Origin of the sequence: Radicibacter daui (genome assembly GCA_030657355.1) — a bacterium.
Classification (GTDB): Bacteria; Pseudomonadota; Alphaproteobacteria; order Radicibacterales; family Radicibacteraceae; genus Radicibacter; species Radicibacter daui.
This window is the reverse complement of record CP131056.1, coordinates 1,988,286-2,005,280: the sequence shown is the minus strand read 5'-3', so window position 1 is coordinate 2,005,280 and position 16,995 is coordinate 1,988,286. Positions and strand designations below refer to the sequence as shown.

The following is a 16,995-nucleotide window of genomic DNA, read 5'->3' as shown; positions in this document are numbered from 1 at the left end:
GGCCATCATTCTCAGATACCCGGAAAGAAGTTGGTCAGCCGGTCCTGCATGTAACCGAGCCAGACGGTGAAGAGGATGGGCAGTACTAGGCTCAGCATGATGAGACCGACGATAATCTGCACCGGCAGCGCCACGAAGAAGATCTGCAACTGCGGCATCAGCCGGGCCAGAATGCCAAGCGTCATGCCAAAGACAAGACCGATCGCCAGAAAGGGCGCCGCAAGGCGAATGCCGAGCTGGAAAGTCTCGCTGAGCACCCGCGTCAGTGTCTGCGCCATATCGCCCAGCTGCAGCATGCCGCCAACCGGAAAGACGGCGTAGCTGTGGGCAAAAGCCATCAGCACCAGATGATGCATGTCGGTGAGGAAAAAGAGCTCAAGGCCAAGCAGGCCCAGAAAGGCCGACACCAGCGAGCCGTCGGTGCTGGCCGCCGGATTGTAGGAAGTTGCCGCCGACAGGCCGGCGCCCTGCGCGATGATCTGGCCGGCAAAATCGAGCGAGGTGAAGAAGAAACGCACCATGGTGCCGATAAAGACACCGACGGTGATCTCGCCGATCATCATCACGGCAAGGCCAAGGAAGTTGGGCGGGGCCGGCGGCATCAGCGGTCGCGTCACCGCCATCAGCGCCACCGAGATACCCAGGGCCAGGATGAGGCGGATATTGGCCGGCACGTAGCGCTCGCCGATACCCGGCATCATGAACATGATCGACCCCACCCGCGCAAAAACGAGGGCAACGCCGAAGATATTCTTGAGCAGGAAAGCCTCGAGCACGGTGGGCGCACCCCTCGCTGGTGGTCCGCTAGGTCCCGAGCCCGATGATCTTGTCGGCAATGCCTTCAAAGAACGTCGTCAGGTGGCGCAGCATGAATGGGGCGAGGAAAATGAGCGCGCCGAAGATGATGACGAGCTTGGGGACGAAGGTCAGCGTCTGTTCCTGCAGCTGGGTCAGCGCCTGGAAGAGCGAAATGAGCAGGCCGACACCCAGGGAAATCAACATCAGCGGCAGGCTTACGATCAGCATGGTGACGACAGCTTCGCGGCCGACTTCGATGGCTTCTGTAGGTGTCACGGCTCTTCACGCCCCCGCATGGGATAAACTGGCGCCCTGCCCCCCGGCCGGCACAAACGGCCCTGCCGGAACCCGGCGCCCGTCAGATCGACATGCGCATGATTTCCTGATAGGCCGCAAGAACCTTATCGCGGATGGTGACTGCCGTTTGCAAGGTCAGTTCGGCGTTGGAGACCGAGGTCACCACGTCGATGGGGCTCGACTTGCCGATCATGGCGTCGGCGGAGGCCTTTTCACCCTGCTTCATCGTGTCGACGCCGGCTTCCGCCGCCTGCTTCAGCACGTCGGAAAAGCTGGTCTCGCCGCTGTCGGAGGATGCCGAGGACTTTCCCATGCCGCCGCTAGTGGCGAGGCCCGAAAGCGATCCGGCGATATTGTCGACCATCTTCTGCTCCTTCTGCCCCCCGGGCCGCCCGGCGGATGCAGGCGGGATGCGCGGCGGCAATACGGCACTTCTTGCCTGCCCGGCATCTCCTGCCGCCCTGCAGACATCTCAAATTGTATCTATTTCCCTTCCCCCGGTCAAAGACCGCGGAAAGTCAGGCCTTGCGGCCCCTCTTCAGCGCACTGTCGCTTCAGCCGGCGCCTCAGGCGCGCAGCAGGCCAACAGTGCTCATCAGCATCTGGCGCGTGGTCTCGATCACCGACATGTCAGCCTGGTAGGACCGCTCGGCCTCGCGCATGTCGTTCACTTCCACCAGCGTGTTGACGTTGGGCTTCAGCACATAACCGTCGGCATCGGCTGCCGGATGGCCGGGCATGTACTCACGAACGAAGTCGCTCTTGTCGACATCCACCTTGCCCACCCGCACCTCGTTGATGCCGCTCTGGCGGTTCAACTCGTTCTTGAAGGTTACGACCTTGCGGCGATAGGGCAGGTCGTTCGGGGTTTCGCCGGTGCTGTCGGCATTGGCGATGTTCTCGGAGATGACCTTCAGGCGCTCGCCCTGGGCGCGCATGCCGGAGGCGGCCATCGACAGGGATTCAGCAAAACCGTACATGTTCCAAACTCCTCTCTTCCTGATGCGCGTCGGGCGAAACTCTGTTGCCGTTTGCCCGTTTTCTCTTTCTTTTCAGTCTATTGCTTCAGCGGCCAACCAGGGCCGTCTTCAGCATCGAGGTCTGCTTCTGATAGAGGTTGAGCGCCATCTGGTAGTCCGCAGCGTTCTGCTGCATGGCGATCACCTGCTGTTCCAGGATCACGCTGTTGCCGCTCGGTGAGGTTTCGTAAGGGTCGGTTTCCTTGATCGTGCCGATCTGCGGGGCAGACGGCATGCCATGCTGATGGGCCGAGGAGGTCATCACCGGCTCCAGACGATTGTAGGAACGCATGGCCTTCTTGAAATCGAACGCTTCCAGCTCACGGGCGCCATAGCCCGGGGTGTCGGCGTTGGAAATGTTCTGGGCGATGACCTTCTGGTTCTCGCTCATCCAGTCCATCTTCCGCTTCATCAGCTGAAAGACCGTCAGGTTGTTGAGGTCCATCTTCGTTTTCCTTTAGCGCGTGTGCCCGGCAGTTTTTATCGGCGCCGGGCTTTTGCGAATGAAGGAAAGCAAGAGGCGTGCCAAACAGCGCCAACATCGTTTTATGCACTGCAACAGGGCCACGATGCCGCCACAAGGGCGAAACTATTGTGAGGCTGCGTAGGATTTGATTAGAGTGGATTTTAAATATCGGAAGCCGGACCGGGGGTCGGTCCGGGAGCTTTCGACGGGTGGCCATCGGCCGCCTCGCAGCATCAAGGAATGAGCTTTGCTGTATCTCACCAGGAAGGTCGGGGAAACTGTCGTCATCAATGACGACATCCGTGTCACCGTGGTTGAGGTACGGGGCCGCTCCATCAAGCTCGGCTTCACCTTCCCGCCCAACGTTTCTGTCCTGCGCGAAGAACTGTTCGACCGCATCCAGGAAGAGAACCGCACCGCGGCCGGCGCCGGCGCCGATGCCTTCGGCGCCCTTTTGCAGGGGACGGTCGAGGTCAGGCTTCCGGCAGCACCGGCCGGTGCCGGCAAGGATGATGACGGCACCGACAGAGGTTCCGGTGACAGCTGAGGGCAAGGCGGCGCGCCGGCCGGTTGCCGTCGCGCTTTCCTATGAGCTTGGCAGCGAGGCCTTGCCGAAGGTCATCGCCACCGGCAAGGGAGCCCTTGCCGAAAAAATCCTTGAGATCGCCTTTGCCAACGGCATCAAGGTCCGGCGCGACGCGGACCTTGCCGAACTGCTGGGATCGGTCGATCTTGATTGCGAGATCCCGCTGGAGGCGATTCACGCCGTCGCCGAGATTCTCGCTTATGTTTATCGTGCCAACGGCAAGCTGCCTTCCGCCGGCACGGCGGCACACGGCCCGGCCCTGCCGACAGGAAAGACGCCATGAGTACCACCGCCACTGAAATCGCCGGAATTCTGGCCGAGCTGCAGGAGCGCGTTACCAGGGCGCGCGCCGACATCAGCGACGGGCTGGAGGTGAGCCTCGACGGGCTGGATGCAGCGGTAAGCGAGGCCTGCAAGCGCGCAACCAGCCTGCCCGCGGGGGATGCGCGCGAGCTCTCTCCCGCCTTCGTCAAGCTGCTGGAAGAAGTGGACGCACTGGCCGTCAGCCTTGCCGAGCGGCGCGACAGCATTTCCGCCGAGATGGACCAGTATCGCAGCCGCACCCATGCGATGAAGGCCTATACCACCCGCAGCCTCAGCTAAGGGCGCGCGCCCCGCCTGCCCTGCCCCAGCACAGGACATCTCCGGCCACAATGGGAAGCTCCCCGGATATTGCGATCGACCTTGCGCTTTACGTCAAGTTCGTGCTCGCGCTCGTCTTCGTCATCATCCTCATCCTCGCCGCAACCTGGGGCCTCAAGAAACTCTATCGTTTCAGTGGTTCCATGCGCGGCGCCAGCCGGCGCGTCAGCATTCTGGAAGTCCAGCCGGTGGACACTCGCCGCCGCCTCGTCCTGGTGCGCCGCGACAACCGGGAGCACCTGCTGCTGATTGGCGGGGAAACCGACATCGTGGTAGAGCGGGATATCCGCCCGTTTCAGGGCATGGTTGCGCTCGAGGAAGAACGGGCGCTGGACGCACGGTCCGCCGACAGGGAGCCGACATGACCGAGGCCGCAACCTTGCGCCGCACCAGCGACCGACCCGAAAAACGCCGCAGCCGCGCGCGCCGGTGGGCCATCGGCCTGCTCAGCCTCGGCCTCGTGATCGCCGGCGGCGTACTGCTCGCCCCGCATGTGGCGCTGGCCCAGACGCTCTCGCTCGATCTCGACCAGCTCGGCGGCAGCACGACGGCGCGCCTCATCCAGATCATCGCCTTCGTCTCCGTCATCACCATGGCGCCGTCGTTGCTGGTCATGGTCACCAGCTTCACCCGCATCGTCGTGGTCATGTCGTTCCTGCGCACAGCACTCGGCACCCAGCAGGCCCCGCCCAGCCAGGTGGTGATCGCGCTTTCCATGTTCCTTACCTTTTTCATCATGGCCCCGACGCTCCAGCGCTCCTATGAGGAGGGGCTGAAGCCGATGATGAACGAGCAGGTGGACCAGCTGGACGGGCTTGCCCGCATCGCCAGCCCCTTTCACGATTTCATGATCATCCACACCCGCGAGAAGGACCTCGCCCTCTTCCTCGAGATCGCCAAGATCGGACCGGTGCAGCAGGCCAGCCAGGTGCCCTATCACGTGCTGATCCCGGCCTTCATGATCTCGGAACTGAAACGCGCCTTCGAGATCGGCTTCCTCCTCTTCCTGCCCTTCCTCATCATCGACATGGTGGTCGCCTCCGTCCTCATGTCGATGGGCATGATGATGCTGCCGCCGGTGATGATCTCGGTGCCGTTCAAACTCATCTTCTTCGTGCTGGTCGATGGCTGGTATCTGGTTGTGGGCTCGCTGGTGCAAAGTTACGGCGTGGCGCCCGATGCCATTGCTCCGGCCCTGACACCGCTGATCCAGCCCTGAAGCGGTCCCAAGGCGGCCCTGAGGCGGCCCTGAGGCGGCCCTGAGGCGGCAAGGTCTATCCGATATGAAAACGGCCGGGAAATTCCCGGCCGTTTCTTTTTGCTGCTGTCTCAGCCCGTTGTCGCGGGCGCCGCCGCCCCACCCGCCGCCGGTACATTGGCACCTTGCGACGCAGGCGCTGCCCCGCCGGCATCAGGCGCCGTGCCGGCGCCACCCCCGGGGTTCTTGCGATAGGCATCAAGGAAGTTGGAGAAGGAATCCACGCCCTTCATCTGCTCCTGGATGGCCTGCGCGTCGGTGCCCGAGGTTGCCGTCTCCGGCTGGGTAATAACCCGGAACGCCGCGGCATCCGGGCCGGAAGACATGGCCGGGCCGTATTCGGCCGCCATCCTGTCCAGCTCATCGGTGTTCTTGGCCAGCGTCAGCGCCACGGCCCAATTGAGCACCAGCTTGGAATCTGCGGGGGAAAGACCGCCCGCCCGCGGCGCCGGCGGCACGAGGCGCGACAGCGCATCGGCGGCTTCGGGCCAGTTCTGGCTGCGCCAGGCAAGATCGGTGCGCAGCAGATCGGCATCGCGGCTGTGATCTTCCTTCAGCAGGTCGAGCGCATCGGGCACCCGGCCCATATCGGCGAGCGCCCGCGCCCGCAGCAGCCGGCGCTCGTTCTGCAATGCCGGGCTCAATGTCGAGGGCTGGCCGGGCGCAGGCTCGTTGATGTCAAGCGCCGCAAGAGCCTGCGTCGGGTCGTTATCCAGCAGGCGGATACCGGCAAGGCGCGTTGCGACCCGGGCCTGGTCGCGGCCCTGCAGGCGGAACTGCACCTGATGCAGCAACAGGTCGCCGGCACGGCCCAGAAGATCGATATCGACCAGGCGGGTGCTGAGGGCAGTGATCAGCTCATCACCCTCCTTGCCCGGCGGTGTCAGCTCGCGGAACTCGTCAAACAGCGCCAGCGCCTGCAAGGGCGTCAGGTGCTTGATCTCGTTCGGATCCATGAAGGCCGAGACGAAGGCCTTGCGGATGCGCTGGGTCAGCTCCGCCGCTTTCGGGCTGTCGGGGAAATTATTGATGGCCGAGCGCCAGGCCCCGAAGGCGTGGGAATAATCACGGGCCTCCAGATAATAGCTGCCCAGCTTGTCAAGCAGGTCTAGCTCCATGTCATCGCCGCGCCAGGCAAAACGCAGGCTGTCGAGACGCTCGGCGGCCTGTTCGGCGGTGATCTCCTTGTCTTCGCTTTGCAGCTCGGTGAGTTTCATCGCCGCTTCCATGCGCACCTTGCGGTCGCGTGAATTCATGGCAACGGCGAGGAAATCCTTGGCCTTGGCACGGTCGCCCTCGGCCAGCGCGGCAAGGCCGCGCAGATAGTTCAGCTCCGCATCATGGCGGGAGGCTTCCACATCCTGCCCGGCCAGCTTGTCGAGCAGTTGGTTGGCATCGCGTACGCGGCCGGTCTCGATGGCGGTGCGCGCCGCATTGGTCAGGATCTGGCGCAGGAAGGGTTCCGGATACTGGGTGATGATGCTGGACGCCTTGCCGAAATCAACCGACGCCGCGTCATACTGGCCAAGCTGGGCCTCCGCCACCGCCCGCCACAGCGTGGCATCCGGGTCGCCGTCAAGCCGGCCGTCCTTGAGATTGGCGAGCCCCTCCTCGGCCTTGCCGGCAAAGGTTTGCGCCGCGCCTTGCATGGCCTTGTATTCCGAGCGCCCCTTGAGCGCAGGAACTTCATCGGCGATGACGTCGAGCACGCCCTGCGCTTCCGGCATCAGCCCGTAGGAAAAATAAAAACGCGCCAGCGCGATGCGCGCGCGATTGCGCTCGGCATCCTTGGCCGAGGCTATGGCTGACTGGAGCTTGCTTTCGGTGTCATTGAAATCTGTCGGCGAACCCTGGCGCCAGCCGGCGATGTCAAAGAGCCGCTGCGCCGGCTGGGAGCCGCGTTCGCCACCGGCCACCGTCCCCGCCTTTTCGCTCGCCACCGCTGTATCGTCGGTGGAAGAGAGCGCAAGGCCGCCCGGTGCCGAAATGATGGCCCCTTCCGGCCCGGTATCGACATGAACGCGCGGCGAGTTGGGCCGCACCACCAGCCCCTGCGCCGTCGGCAGCAGGTCGGTATCGGGGAAACGCCGCAGTGCCGGCAACCCGCGGCCGGCGACCGGCAGCGGCACGACAAACAGCTGGTCCTTCACATCCGGATCGACGAAGGCGATGACCGCCCCGGCCCCTTCCGCCGGCACGACGATGCGCCCGCCCAGCGGGTCCAGCGGGTCGGAACGCGGGGCAAGCGCCAGCGAGGGCGGGCTATTGCCGGCGGCAAAGCCCACATGCCAGGCCGTGCCTTCGCGCGCCACCACCGGATGGCGGCCAGCCGGCTCCTTCAGGCGAGCAATGGTCGCCTGGGTGCTGCTGATGGCATCGCCGCCACCGAGAGCGGCCACCGCCGGCCCCAGCAGCTCCTGCGCGCTTTTTTGCAAGACCCGGTCGAAGACGAGATAGAGGAAACCAGCCCGCTCGAACACGGCAAGGCTGGCTGGCTGACCCGGGTCGACGGTGACGACCGGCCCCCCAAGCGCAGCAAGGCCGCCCACACTGGCCGCACTTTCCGGGGACGCCATCGCCGGCGCTTCGGCAGCAGCGCTGGCAGGCATTGCCGGCGCTGCCGGTGCTGCGGGCGGGCTTTCCGGCGTACCGACCTGCGAGATCGCGGCCTGACCCGAGCCCCCCTCGACCGCATCGGAGGCTACCGGCGCAGCGGGCGGGGCGGCCTGCGGGGCAGCCGCATCCGGCCCGCCGGTGGACCGTGGCACGACCACTCCCGCATCGGCAGTCATGGCCGGCGCCGGGCTGGCTGGCGCTGCTGCGGGTGTCGGAGCGGATGCAGGGGCCGGGGCTGGGGTTGGGGTTGGGGCTGGGGTTGAAGCCGGAGCGGATGTGGCCGGTGCCGCTGGCGTCGCCGCGGCAGCTGCGGCTTGCGCCGGCGCTGCCGGTTGACTCGCCGGAGCAGTTGCCGCCGGAGGCTGCGGTGCAGAAACCGCCGGTGTCGCCGGCGGCAGGGCCGGCGCAGCACCGGCCTGTGCTGGTGCGGGTTCAGGCGTCGGCACGGCCGCCTGCTGTGCTGCCGGTGCGGCAGGGGTTGCGGCCGCTACAGGCGGCAAGGATTGCGCCGGCGCCTGCGACCCCACAGGCGGGGCAAACACATCCACCACCACACGCGGGCCAACGCGGAAATGGCGCAGGCGGCTTTGCGGAGAAATCGCCATCGCCACGGCAAGGGGGGCGCCCGTCTGCTGCTGCACGGCGCCGATATTGGCCATCGAACCGGTATCCGCCCCGCTGAGGTCGGCCGTGCCCGGAGCGGTGAAGCCCACCGTTACCGTACCGCCATCACGGTTCACGGTATAATCCACCGGCCGGTCCCAATCGAAGACGAGGCGGCTGAAATCCGGATGCTCCCCGCCACGCACCGGTACGGTGACGGCCGCCACACCGGCCTGTGCCGGCTGGCCTGCGGCGCTCCCGGCGGCGGGGTTCGGCGTTACCGCCGGCGGCTCCGGCGTCGGGGCTGTCTTGTCCTGCGGGCCATAGGGGCCGCCGGGGAAAAAGTCGACCACCACGGCGTTGCCGTGAGCAAAGGTCTTGATGTCCTGCGCGCTGCGCAGCGGAAAGGTGATCGTCCGCCCGTCGGCACTGATTGAGGGCGGGCCGATATAGTCCGAGAGCGCCCGCACCGCGTCGGCGATATTTGGCTCGATAGGCCGGTCGAAGCGCAGCGCCATCTCGCTCGTGCTGGCCTGCGTCTCATAGACGACCGGGCTCTGCCAGTTGAAGACCATGCGCATGAAGCCGCGGCCTTCGGCGGCCTGCACCACCACCCGGTCCGCTGCCGCCGGCCCTGCCGCCAGCAACGCACTCCCGGCCAGGGCAATGACGGCGACCTGTCGCAGCATGTTCCGCAGGAGGCTCATTGATCGGAGAACTCCCGCACGATGATATCGACCCGGCGGCCGAGCGCCCATTGCTCGGCCTCGGGCAGGCTTGCCGCGAGTTGGCCGGTATCCTTGGCGTCCCCCTGCCCCAGCACGGTTATGCTGCGCGGATAACCCGCGGCATAGAGCGCCCGCGCTGCCGACAGCGCACGGTCGAGGGAAAGATCCCAGTTGTTGACATAGCGTCCGCCCGCCACCGGCGTGGGGTCGGAATGTCCTACCACCTCGATCTCGTTGCGGATCTGGGCAAGACCGTTGGCAAAGGTGCGCAGCGCCTGCTTGCCATCATCCGACATGGCAGCCGAACCGGGGGTAAAGAGCAGGTCAGACGGCAGCGAGATCACGATACGGTCGCTCTGGCGGGTGATAACCGCCTGCGACAATAAAGGATCCGCCTCCATATGCGCACTGAGAAGCTGGCCGAGATAACCGATGCCAAGGCCTGGAGCTTCCGGCAGCTTCAGCGTCGCATAATCAGCCTTCGGTGCCTCGGCTTCCTTTTCCACCGCCGGCCGGCTGTCGCGATTAAGGCCACGATGCACCGCCTCCCACAGATCGAGATCGGGCTTCTGCATCGAGAACAGCAACACGAAGAAGGCCAGCAGCAGGCACATCAGGTCGCAAAAGGTAACGAGCCACCGCTGCCCAACGCTGGAAGCGGCACCCGGTGCAGCCGTCACGGGGACAGGGTAGGATGTTTCGCGCCGCATCAGGGGGCACTCCCCGGCTGGTCAAGCCGCACCGGTGCCTCGTCCACGACGCGGACGTTGAAGATCAGCCGCAGCTTTTCGGGGTCGCCCTGCTCGATGGCCACGGAAACCGCCGGGCGCGGGGCACCGGAGGTCACCAGGCTGGCGGCGAGATGTCCCGCCTCGACCAGCCGGCCGGCCTCATCGGCCATGCCTGGCTTCCGGGCGCTGGCAAGGCGCACTTCCAGCTCGTAGCTGATCCCGTCCGGATGGCGTCGCAGGGCATCGGCAATGCGGTCGATCACAGCTTGCCGCCGGACCAGCAGCTTGCCATCGGGGCTGAAGAGGTCGCCGCGTTTCACCACCACGGCAAAGCGCCGCCCCTGCTCCAGCTCCTGCACCTGCTCGATGGGCAGATCGCGCTCGACGATGGCGCCGATATGCTGGCGAAACTGGCTCGGCAGGATGGTGCTGCCATCGCGTGAGGAAACCGCCTCATCCAGAAGGCCGATGCTGGTAACCGGCGCACCGGAGACAAAGCGCTTTTCCAGCCCCTGCAGCACGGCGCCGGCCTTCTCGGTATCCTGTTTGGAAAAGGCGTTGAGCAGGACAAAAAACGCCAGCATCAGGCAGACGAGATCGGAGAAGGTCAAAAGCCATCCCATGCGACCGTCCGTTTGGGAATGCGAAGACGACGGCGCAGCCGCAAACAGCCTGCGTCCCTTCATCCCCGTCTCCTCAAGCCGGCTTCCAGCCGCATTACTCCCGCCTCCGGCCATCCTGGCCTTCCAGAACCTTCTGTTTCATTCAGGCGCCAACCTCGTCCCGGGCACCCCTCGTGCCCCGATGCCGTCGCCCGCCCCTTTTCCCTGCCCGCGCCGACCGCCTCCTCAGTTGGAGGCCGGTACCGGCGTTGCCGCCATTGCCTCGGCATTGGCCTTGTCCCGGTTGGCGAGTGCCTCGGTCAGGGCCTTGGCCTTGGCCGGATCCATACGCGACAGGACGTCGGAGAGCTTGGCTTCCTTCATCCGCGTGGTCACCGCCACCAGCACCGGCATATCGGTCTGGTCGAAAATCGCCGCCGCCTGCTGCGGCTTCATGCCTTCATAGATGGTCACAAGCCGGGCGACGTTGGCGGTCTGCTCCGCCTCGGCCATCTTCTTGCGTTCCTCGATGGCGGCATTGATCTGATCGCGCAGGCTGGTGAGTTCGCCGATCTTCTGGTCGAGCCGCTGCTCGGCCGCGGTCAGCAGGGCCTCGCGCTGGTCAAGGTCGCGTGCCCGCTTGTCGAGTTCGGCGCGCCGCTCGCTGAGGCGCTGCTGGAAATCCTGCTCGGCATTGCTGAAGATGCCGACCTTGTCTTCCGGCCCCTGCGCACTGTCCTGCTGCTGCTTCAGCTGGTTTTCCATCGATTGCGGCAGCTGTCCGGCGTTGGGATCGGCGGGCTGGGTCGTACTGGCGGCCGGCTGCTGCGCCTCGGCGGTGGAGCCGAGCGTGGGCGAGAACAGCGTGGTGAGCGCCCCGTTCTCCACATCCTGATAGATGTCGCCCACCCGCAGACCGATCATCAGCACACCGACGAAAATAACCGCCGGGATGAGCCGCAGCTTCGAGCGGTTGGCCCCGGCCAGCGAGGCCGCCGCGGCTTCCGGCGTCAAGGCCACCCGTGAAGCGGCTGCCGCTTTGCCAGCCTCAGCCAATGGCAAGTCGGGAGGCGGCGGCAAGGCGGCAAAGGCGCGCCTGGCCGCTTCCCGTCCGGCACTGGCCTTGGCCTGCACATCAAGTTCGGTGGCCGTGGCGGCGGCAATGGAAGCAAAAGCCTTGTTGGCGGCAAGCGCGGCAGAGCGTGCGCCCCCCGCCGCCATCGGCGCCCGGGCCGGCACCGCGCTGGCAGCCGCAGGCGCCGCCTTCGGTGCCTGCATGGCGTCACCGATGCTCTGGCCGGTTCCCATCAGGATGCGGGCGGCAACCGCCTGTGCAATATCCTCACCCGGCACGGGGGCCGGGGCGGGCAGAGCTGGTGCCGCTTCGGCCGCCTTGTCGCTGCGAAAAGCGGCCATCGCCGCCTCGCGGGCCCGGCGAGCGCGTTCTGCAGCGTCCGGCTTGCCGCCTGGCAGGTCACTGTCGCTCATTTCAGCCTCTCGATGGCATTAAGCAAATCCTGCTCGGACTTGCTGCGCGGCTTCGCTCCGCCATTGGCCGCCAGCCCCGGATCGGCGCGCAATGGCTCCGCCGCGCGCAGCACTTCGGCTGCCGGGGCAGCGGGGCGTGCCGGTGCCGGGGGCGGCGTGACGGGGGGCGTAACAGGCTGGGCTGCTGCCGCATAAAGGGTGCCGTCCTGCGCTTCCTGCTGGCGGCGCAAGGTGGCGGAGGCAGCGGCACTGCCCTGCTCCAGCCGGCGGGCCACGCTTTCGGCCGTGTCGATCATCATCACCAGCTCGTCCCGGAGTGTACCGGCCTCGCCGATGGTGATGCGCAGCGCATCGCTGGTCTGCTGGGCGCCTGCGCGCAGCTGGGCAAAGCCGGCCTCTGCCTGCGCGGTGGCGGCAGTAAAGGCGGCGATGGTTTCGGCCAGTTCCTCGCGCTGCTGGCGCACCAGCTTCAGCCGGCCATTGAGGCGCCAGACAAAGATGATCGTCGCCACCATGAGACCGGTGACAACGGCGTCGGCAATCAGTGAAACCAGCGGGGACATGATCGATCCTGCCTCCTCGTGCGGCCGGCGGCTCAGCCGCCCCAGCCGTGGCCCTTTTGCCGGGTGACTTCAGTGTCGATGCGAACGGCGATGTTGCCCGACTTGCGGCCCATACGGCCGGTGAACATCGGCACGTCACCGCACCTCAGCTCCACCGGTCCATCCGGCGTCTGGTTCAGGAACAGCTGGGTTCCGATCTTCCACTCCAGCACGTCCTGAAGTGTCAGTGTCACCTCGTCCAGAACCGCACTCAAGCTGACATCCGTATACCAGAGCTCGTTCGCAAGGTGAGTTTCCCAGATGCTGTCACGGCCGAACTTTTCACCCATGAACATCTGCAGGAGCAGTTCGCGGATCGGCTCCAGCGTCGCATAGGGGATCAGCAGCTCAAGCCGGCCGCCGCGATCTTCCATGTCGATGCGCAGCTTGATGAGCACGGCCGCGTTGGCATGGCGGGCGATGGTGGCAAAGCGCGGGTTCGTCTCCAGCCGCTCGAAACGGAAGGTAACCGGCGACAGCGGGTCGAACGCGGCGGAAAGGTCGGAGAGCACGACATGGATCATGCGCTCGACGAGATTGCGCTCGATGGTGGTATAGGGCCGGCCTTCGATACGCATCGCTGCCGTGCCGCGGCGCCCGCCCAGCAGCACGTCCACAATCGAGTAGATCATGGCACTGTCGACGGTCATCAGGCCGTAGTTATCCCACTCCTCCGCCTTGAACACGGTCAGCATGGCCGGCAGCGGGATGGAGTTGAGATAATCGCCGAAACGCACCGAGGTGATCTGGTCGAGGCTGACTTCGACGTTGTCGGAAGTGAAGTTGCGCAGGCTGGTGGACATCATGCGCACCAGCCGGTCGAACACCACGTCCAGCATCGGCAGGCGCTCGTAATTGATGAGCGCGCTGTTGATGAGCGACATGATGCCGGTATTGTCACCGTCCCCGCCCGCTCCGCTGTCGAAGCCGAGCAGACTGTCGATTTCATCCTGATTGAGGACGCGGGTCGCGCCGCCGCCTTCGGCAGCCGGGGCAGCTTCTTCCTCGCCGCCGCCATCATCAGCCAGCGCCGCCCATTCGGCAGCCAGCCGTTCGTCCTCGCTCATTTCCTCGGTATTGCTCATCGCATCGCTTCCTTAACCGACACGCCGGGGGCCCGTTCCTTCAATCTGCAAAACCTGTATGCCCTTGCGCAAAAAGAGTTATGCACGAACCGGGCCGCCTGCTGCGGCATCACTGCACGATCATTTCCTTGAAGAGGATGTCCTTGACCTTTGCCGGATAGACCGAGGCATTGACCCGCCGCAGCAACTCCTCGCGCAGGCGGAACACACCGGCCGATCCGCGCAGATCCTCCGCCCGCAGCTCGCGCAGATAGGTCTGGAAATTATCGATGATGCGCGGCTGGTTGGCGGTAATGGCCGCCTGGTCCTTGGCCTCTTCCACCTCGAGGCTCACGCTGATCTTGAGGAAACTCGGCCGCCGCCCCTCGGTATAGAGATTGACCAGCATCTCCGGCATGTCGACATAGGTGCCGGCGCCCGGCAGGGCCGCTTCTCCTTCGCCATGGCCACCTTCGGCCGGCGCGGCATGTTCTTCCGCTGGCGCGGCATGCTCGCCTTCGGCGGCCGCCTCATTCGATCCGCCGAACAGCACGCCCTTCAGCAGGAAGAGGCCACCGCCAACCAGCACGAGCAGCAGCAGGGGCAATACGACAAACAGGACGATCTTCTTTCCGCTGACCTTGCGGCGCGGGATCTCGTCCATCACATCGGCGTCTTCCGTGGCCATGTCGTTTCCCTGCAATGCCTGCCCGCTTTAACTGCCGTCCTCCCTGGCCCTTTCGGGGCAGAGAAGGGGTCTTTTCCGACCGCCCGATGAATACCGGCGGACGCAGAAAATCTTTCCGGCACAAACACTTTAAGTCACGAAGTGAACTCATGCAAATAAAGCGCCGCTCGGGCCCGGCGCTTTCTGCACAAGGTGCCGCACCAGCCCCCGGCGGGAGGCAGCGCGGCTCATTTAAACACAAAATTATAGTAATTAATTTCGCAAACCTGCCTTGCGAGATGTTATTAGCCTTGCAACGCCAAAAGCCCGGCCTATGTTCAGTCCGGCAACCGCGCCCCGCAAGGCAGCGGGCACAAAAACAAGATCGTCACCACCAGCACCGCCATCTGGCGAGGGGCGCCATCCGGCGCTCCGGAAAGCAGAAGAAAATGAACTGGCTCAAGACCTTCGCCGTCGCCGCGCTTGCCGGCGCCGTGCAGTTCGCCGCCGTCTCCGCCCATGCCGAGGAATCCCTCGACAAGATCAAGGTCTCCGGCGTCATCCGCTTCGGCACCGAGGGCACCTACGCCCCCTTCACCTATCATGATGCCTCCGGCGCCCTTACCGGCTTCGATGTCGAGATCGGCCGCGCCGTCGCCGCCAAACTCGGCGTCAAGGCCGAGTTCATCGAAGGCAAGTGGGATGGCCTGATCGCCGGCCTCGATGCCGGACGGTACGATGCTGTGGTCAACGAGGTCTCGATCACCGAGGCAAGGCTGGCAAAGTATGATTTCTCCGCCCCCTACATCGCCTCGAAGCCGGCACTGATCGTCAAGGCCGGCAACGACAAGATCGCTTCCTTTGCCGACCTCAAGGGCAAGAAGTCGGCCCAGACGCTCTCCAGCAATTTTGGCCGCCTTGCCACCGCCAATGGCGCCGAACTGCTGGCAACCGATGGTTTTGACCAGTCGATTGCACTGGTCCTGGCCGGCCGTGCCGATGCCACCATCAACGACAACCTCTCCTTCCTCGATTTCAAGAAGCACAAGCCCGACGCCCCGCTGAAGGTCGCCGCGGTGAGCGAGGATGCCGACCATTCCGGCATCATCATCCCCAAGGGCAATCCGAAGCTTCTGGAAGCCATTGATGCCGCACTGGCCGAGATCAAGGCCGACGGCACCTATCTGAAGATCGCCGAGGCCTATTTCGGCGAAGACGTCTCTCCCTGATCGCGCCCGCGTCATAAAGAGACAGGCAGACTAAAGTACGCGAGTAACCGGCGGCAGGCCTATCATGGGGCCTGCCGCCGTCCGCGTCTCAGCGCCCGGCCCAAGTCAATCGAAACGGACGAAAAATGCCCCACTGGATGCAGCTGATGCTGGACTCCCTCGGCCCGCTGCTTTGGGCAGGGCTGGTGTTCACGGTGCCGCTCACCCTTCTGTCTTTTGCTGGCGGACTGGTGCTTGGTTACCTGACGGCTCTGGCGCGCCTGTTCGGCCCGCGCCCGCTGGTGGCAATCGCGCGTTTTTATGTGTGGATTTTCCGCGGCACCCCGCTTCTGGTGCAGCTGTTCCTCATCTTCTACGGCCTGCCCAGTGTCGGCATCGTGCTGGACGCGTTCCCGGCTGCGCTCATCGGCTTCATTCTCAATGTTGGCGCCTATACCAGCGAGATCGTGCGCTCGGCCATCTCCGCCGTGCCCTCCGGCCAGTGGGAAGCCTCCTATTCCATCGGCATGAACTGGCGCCAGGCGATGGCCCGCACCATCCTGCCGCAGGCCGGCCGTATCGCGGTGCCGCCGCTCTCCAACAGTTTCATCGCGCTGGTGAAGGATACGTCGCTGGCCGCTGCCGTCACCGTGCCGGAGCTGTTCCAGGCCGCCCAGCGCATCGTCGCCACCACCTATGAGCCGCTCATCCTCTATATCGAGGCCGCGCTCATCTATCTGGTGCTGAGCTCCGCGCTCTCGCTGCTGCAGAGCCGGCTCGAGACCCGGCTTGGCGGATATGGCGGCTTTCTGGGAGAAAAGGCATGATCACCCTCACCCGCATCGTAAAGCGCTTTGGGGAGCAGACCGTGCTGCACGAGGTCGATCTGACCCTCGGCGAAGGCACCGTCACTGCTCTCATCGGCCCTTCGGGCAGCGGCAAGAGCACGCTCCTGCGCTGCGTCAACCTGCTGGAAATGCCGCAATCGGGTGAATTGAAGCTGGGCGACAGTCATCTGGTCTTTACCCCCGGCAAGCCCGCCGACCGCCGCGCCGTGCTGGCCCTGCGCCAGCAGACCGGCATGGTGTTCCAGAATTTCCAGCTGTTCCCGCATCGCACTGCCCTCGGCAATGTGATGGAAGGACTGGTCACCGTGCAGCGCTGGCCGGAAGACAAGGCCCGCCGCCGCGCGCTCGACCTGCTGGACAAGGTGGGCATGGCCCATAAGGCCGATGCCTTTCCGGCCAGTCTTTCCGGCGGGCAGCAGCAGCGTGTGGCGATCGCCCGCGCTCTTGCTCCCTCGCCGCGTGTCCTGCTGTGCGACGAGCCAACCTCCGCGCTCGACCCGGAGCTTGCCGGCGAAGTGGTGGCGGTGCTGCGCCAGCTGGCGGAAGAAGGCACCACCATGCTGATGGCAACGCATGACCTGCGCCTTGCCGCCAGCGTTGCCCATCAGGCCGTCTTCCTGGAAGCCGGCAAGGTGGTGGAAAGCGGCCCCTCGCGCGAGCTGTTTTCCAGCCCGCGCCAGGCCCGCACCGCCGGCTTCATCGCTACGCTCACGGCCGCTGCCGGTGGCCATGGCGCCAATTGACGCGGCACTCTTTTCCGCACCCACCGGGC

The 16,995-nt window shown here is 65.1% G+C and carries 20 protein-coding genes; 8 read left to right on the top strand and 12 right to left on the bottom strand.

All coding sequences use genetic code 11. The features are described 5' to 3' along the window. Positions 1-11: 11 nt before the first annotated feature. The 5 genes from fliR to flgB all read right to left on the bottom strand — a co-directional run bounded on the left by fliR (position 12) and on the right by flgB (position 2,559). Positions 12-776 carry a flagellar biosynthetic protein FliR gene (fliR, locus tag QTL98_RS09420; RefSeq protein WP_445681960.1) on the bottom strand — a complete coding sequence of 255 codons (765 nt, stop codon included), beginning with the start codon at positions 774-776 and terminating at the stop codon, positions 12-14. A 28-nt stretch (positions 777-804) separates the two neighbouring features. Then, the gene (gene fliQ, locus QTL98_RS09415; protein WP_445681959.1) at positions 805-1,074 is read right to left on the bottom strand and encodes a flagellar biosynthesis protein FliQ; all 270 of its coding nucleotides are present in this window, start codon (positions 1,072-1,074) and stop codon (positions 805-807) included. Between the two features lie 82 nt (positions 1,075-1,156). After that, a complete protein-coding gene (gene fliE, locus QTL98_RS09410) occupies positions 1,157-1,459 on the bottom strand; it encodes a flagellar hook-basal body complex protein FliE (protein ID WP_445681958.1) in 303 nt (100 codons plus the stop codon). Positions 1,460-1,661: 202 nt separating this feature from the next. Beyond that, a complete protein-coding gene (gene flgC / locus QTL98_RS09405) occupies positions 1,662-2,075 on the bottom strand; it encodes a flagellar basal body rod protein FlgC (protein WP_445681957.1) in 414 nt (137 codons plus the stop codon). 85 nt (positions 2,076-2,160) lie between these two features. Beyond that, the gene (gene flgB / locus QTL98_RS09400) at positions 2,161-2,559 is read right to left on the bottom strand and encodes a flagellar basal body rod protein FlgB (RefSeq protein WP_445681956.1); all 399 of its coding nucleotides are present in this window, start codon (positions 2,557-2,559) and stop codon (positions 2,161-2,163) included. A 268-nt stretch (positions 2,560-2,827) separates the two neighbouring features. Here flgB and csrA point away from each other — a divergent pair, with 268 nt between their 5' ends. Genes csrA through fliP form a run of 5 tightly spaced genes read left to right on the top strand, consistent with a single transcriptional unit; the run spans position 2,828 to position 5,027 of the window. Next, positions 2,828-3,127, top strand: coding sequence for a carbon storage regulator CsrA (csrA, locus tag QTL98_RS09395; protein ID WP_445681955.1), 300 nt, complete (start codon positions 2,828-2,830; stop codon positions 3,125-3,127). Then, positions 3,117-3,449, top strand: a complete 333-nt coding sequence (locus QTL98_RS09390) for an EscU/YscU/HrcU family type III secretion system export apparatus switch protein (protein WP_445681954.1) — start codon at positions 3,117-3,119, stop codon at positions 3,447-3,449. The genes csrA and QTL98_RS09390 overlap by 11 nt, the downstream gene beginning before the upstream one ends. Next, positions 3,446-3,769: a hypothetical protein gene (locus QTL98_RS09385; protein WP_445681953.1), complete on the top strand. Its 324-nt coding sequence runs from the start codon at positions 3,446-3,448 to the stop codon at positions 3,767-3,769. The genes QTL98_RS09390 and QTL98_RS09385 overlap by 4 nt, the downstream gene beginning before the upstream one ends. 50 nt (positions 3,770-3,819) lie before the next feature. Next, positions 3,820-4,173 carry a flagellar biosynthetic protein FliO gene (locus tag QTL98_RS09380; protein ID WP_445681952.1) on the top strand — a complete coding sequence of 118 codons (354 nt, stop codon included), beginning with the start codon at positions 3,820-3,822 and terminating at the stop codon, positions 4,171-4,173. Then, positions 4,170-5,027: a flagellar type III secretion system pore protein FliP gene (gene fliP / locus QTL98_RS09375; RefSeq protein ID WP_445681951.1), complete on the top strand. Its 858-nt coding sequence runs from the start codon at positions 4,170-4,172 to the stop codon at positions 5,025-5,027. The genes QTL98_RS09380 and fliP overlap by 4 nt, the downstream gene beginning before the upstream one ends. Before the next feature lie 110 nt (positions 5,028-5,137). Here the strand turns inward: fliP and QTL98_RS09370 are convergent, their stop codons facing one another. The 7 genes from QTL98_RS09370 to QTL98_RS09340 form a co-directional block, all read right to left on the bottom strand. Next, complete coding sequence (locus QTL98_RS09370) at positions 5,138-8,992, bottom strand: tetratricopeptide repeat protein (RefSeq protein WP_445681950.1); 3,855 nt, start codon at positions 8,990-8,992, stop codon at positions 5,138-5,140. Beyond that, positions 8,989-9,723 (bottom strand): OmpA/MotB family protein, encoded by a 735-nt coding sequence (locus QTL98_RS09365; protein WP_445681949.1) that lies wholly within the window; start codon positions 9,721-9,723, stop codon positions 8,989-8,991. The genes QTL98_RS09370 and QTL98_RS09365 overlap by 4 nt, the downstream gene beginning before the upstream one ends. After that, positions 9,723-10,367, bottom strand: a complete 645-nt coding sequence (locus tag QTL98_RS09360) for a flagellar motor protein MotB (protein ID WP_445681948.1) — start codon at positions 10,365-10,367, stop codon at positions 9,723-9,725. Before QTL98_RS09360 ends, QTL98_RS09365 begins: the two co-directional genes overlap by 1 nt. 225 nt (positions 10,368-10,592) lie before the next feature. Continuing rightward, the gene (locus QTL98_RS09355) at positions 10,593-11,834 is read right to left on the bottom strand and encodes a MotE family protein (protein ID WP_445681947.1); all 1,242 of its coding nucleotides are present in this window, start codon (positions 11,832-11,834) and stop codon (positions 10,593-10,595) included. Next, positions 11,831-12,397, bottom strand: a complete 567-nt coding sequence (locus QTL98_RS09350) for a DUF6468 domain-containing protein (protein WP_445681946.1) — start codon at positions 12,395-12,397, stop codon at positions 11,831-11,833. Before QTL98_RS09350 ends, QTL98_RS09355 begins: the two co-directional genes overlap by 4 nt. Positions 12,398-12,429: 32 nt before the next feature. Further along, positions 12,430-13,521: a flagellar motor switch protein FliM gene (fliM, locus tag QTL98_RS09345; RefSeq protein ID WP_445681945.1), complete on the bottom strand. Its 1,092-nt coding sequence runs from the start codon at positions 13,519-13,521 to the stop codon at positions 12,430-12,432. A 109-nt stretch (positions 13,522-13,630) separates the two neighbouring features. Beyond that, the gene (locus QTL98_RS09340) at positions 13,631-14,188 is read right to left on the bottom strand and encodes a flagellar basal body-associated FliL family protein (RefSeq protein WP_445681944.1); all 558 of its coding nucleotides are present in this window, start codon (positions 14,186-14,188) and stop codon (positions 13,631-13,633) included. Positions 14,189-14,616: 428 nt separating this feature from the next. Here QTL98_RS09340 and QTL98_RS09335 point away from each other — a divergent pair, with 428 nt between their 5' ends. The 3 genes from QTL98_RS09335 (at position 14,617) to QTL98_RS09325 (ending at position 16,966) form a co-directional block, all read left to right on the top strand. Next, positions 14,617-15,396, top strand: a complete 780-nt coding sequence (locus QTL98_RS09335; RefSeq protein WP_445681943.1) for an amino acid ABC transporter substrate-binding protein — start codon at positions 14,617-14,619, stop codon at positions 15,394-15,396. A gap of 125 nt (positions 15,397-15,521) precedes the next feature. Continuing rightward, positions 15,522-16,202 carry an amino acid ABC transporter permease gene (locus QTL98_RS09330; protein WP_445681942.1) on the top strand — a complete coding sequence of 227 codons (681 nt, stop codon included), beginning with the start codon at positions 15,522-15,524 and terminating at the stop codon, positions 16,200-16,202. Then, a complete protein-coding gene (locus tag QTL98_RS09325; RefSeq protein ID WP_445681941.1) occupies positions 16,199-16,966 on the top strand; it encodes an amino acid ABC transporter ATP-binding protein in 768 nt (255 codons plus the stop codon). The genes QTL98_RS09330 and QTL98_RS09325 overlap by 4 nt, the downstream gene beginning before the upstream one ends. Positions 16,967-16,995: the final 29 nt, after the last annotated feature.

Coding starts and splice junctions, on each gene's coding strand:
- fliE (WP_445681958.1), bottom strand. CDS start 1,459: ATGGTCGACAATATCGCCGGATCGCTTTCGGGCCTCGCCACTAGCGGC.
- flgC (WP_445681957.1), bottom strand. CDS start 2,075: ATGTACGGTTTTGCTGAATCCCTGTCGATGGCCGCCTCCGGCATGCGC.
- flgB (WP_445681956.1), bottom strand. CDS start 2,559: ATGGACCTCAACAACCTGACGGTCTTTCAGCTGATGAAGCGGAAGATG.
- QTL98_RS09385 (WP_445681953.1), top strand. CDS start 3,446: ATGAGTACCACCGCCACTGAAATCGCCGGAATTCTGGCCGAGCTGCAG.
- QTL98_RS09380 (WP_445681952.1), top strand. CDS start 3,820: ATGGGAAGCTCCCCGGATATTGCGATCGACCTTGCGCTTTACGTCAAG.
- fliP (WP_445681951.1), top strand. CDS start 4,170: ATGACCGAGGCCGCAACCTTGCGCCGCACCAGCGACCGACCCGAAAAA.
- QTL98_RS09370 (WP_445681950.1), bottom strand. CDS start 8,992: ATGAGCCTCCTGCGGAACATGCTGCGACAGGTCGCCGTCATTGCCCTG.
- QTL98_RS09365 (WP_445681949.1), bottom strand. CDS start 9,723: ATGCGGCGCGAAACATCCTACCCTGTCCCCGTGACGGCTGCACCGGGT.
- QTL98_RS09360 (WP_445681948.1), bottom strand. CDS start 10,367: ATGGGATGGCTTTTGACCTTCTCCGATCTCGTCTGCCTGATGCTGGCG.
- QTL98_RS09355 (WP_445681947.1), bottom strand. CDS start 11,834: ATGAGCGACAGTGACCTGCCAGGCGGCAAGCCGGACGCTGCAGAACGC.
- QTL98_RS09350 (WP_445681946.1), bottom strand. CDS start 12,397: ATGTCCCCGCTGGTTTCACTGATTGCCGACGCCGTTGTCACCGGTCTC.
- fliM (WP_445681945.1), bottom strand. CDS start 13,521: ATGAGCAATACCGAGGAAATGAGCGAGGACGAACGGCTGGCTGCCGAA.
- QTL98_RS09340 (WP_445681944.1), bottom strand. CDS start 14,188: ATGGCCACGGAAGACGCCGATGTGATGGACGAGATCCCGCGCCGCAAG.
- QTL98_RS09335 (WP_445681943.1), top strand. CDS start 14,617: ATGAACTGGCTCAAGACCTTCGCCGTCGCCGCGCTTGCCGGCGCCGTG.
- QTL98_RS09330 (WP_445681942.1), top strand. CDS start 15,522: ATGCCCCACTGGATGCAGCTGATGCTGGACTCCCTCGGCCCGCTGCTT.
- QTL98_RS09325 (WP_445681941.1), top strand. CDS start 16,199: ATGATCACCCTCACCCGCATCGTAAAGCGCTTTGGGGAGCAGACCGTG.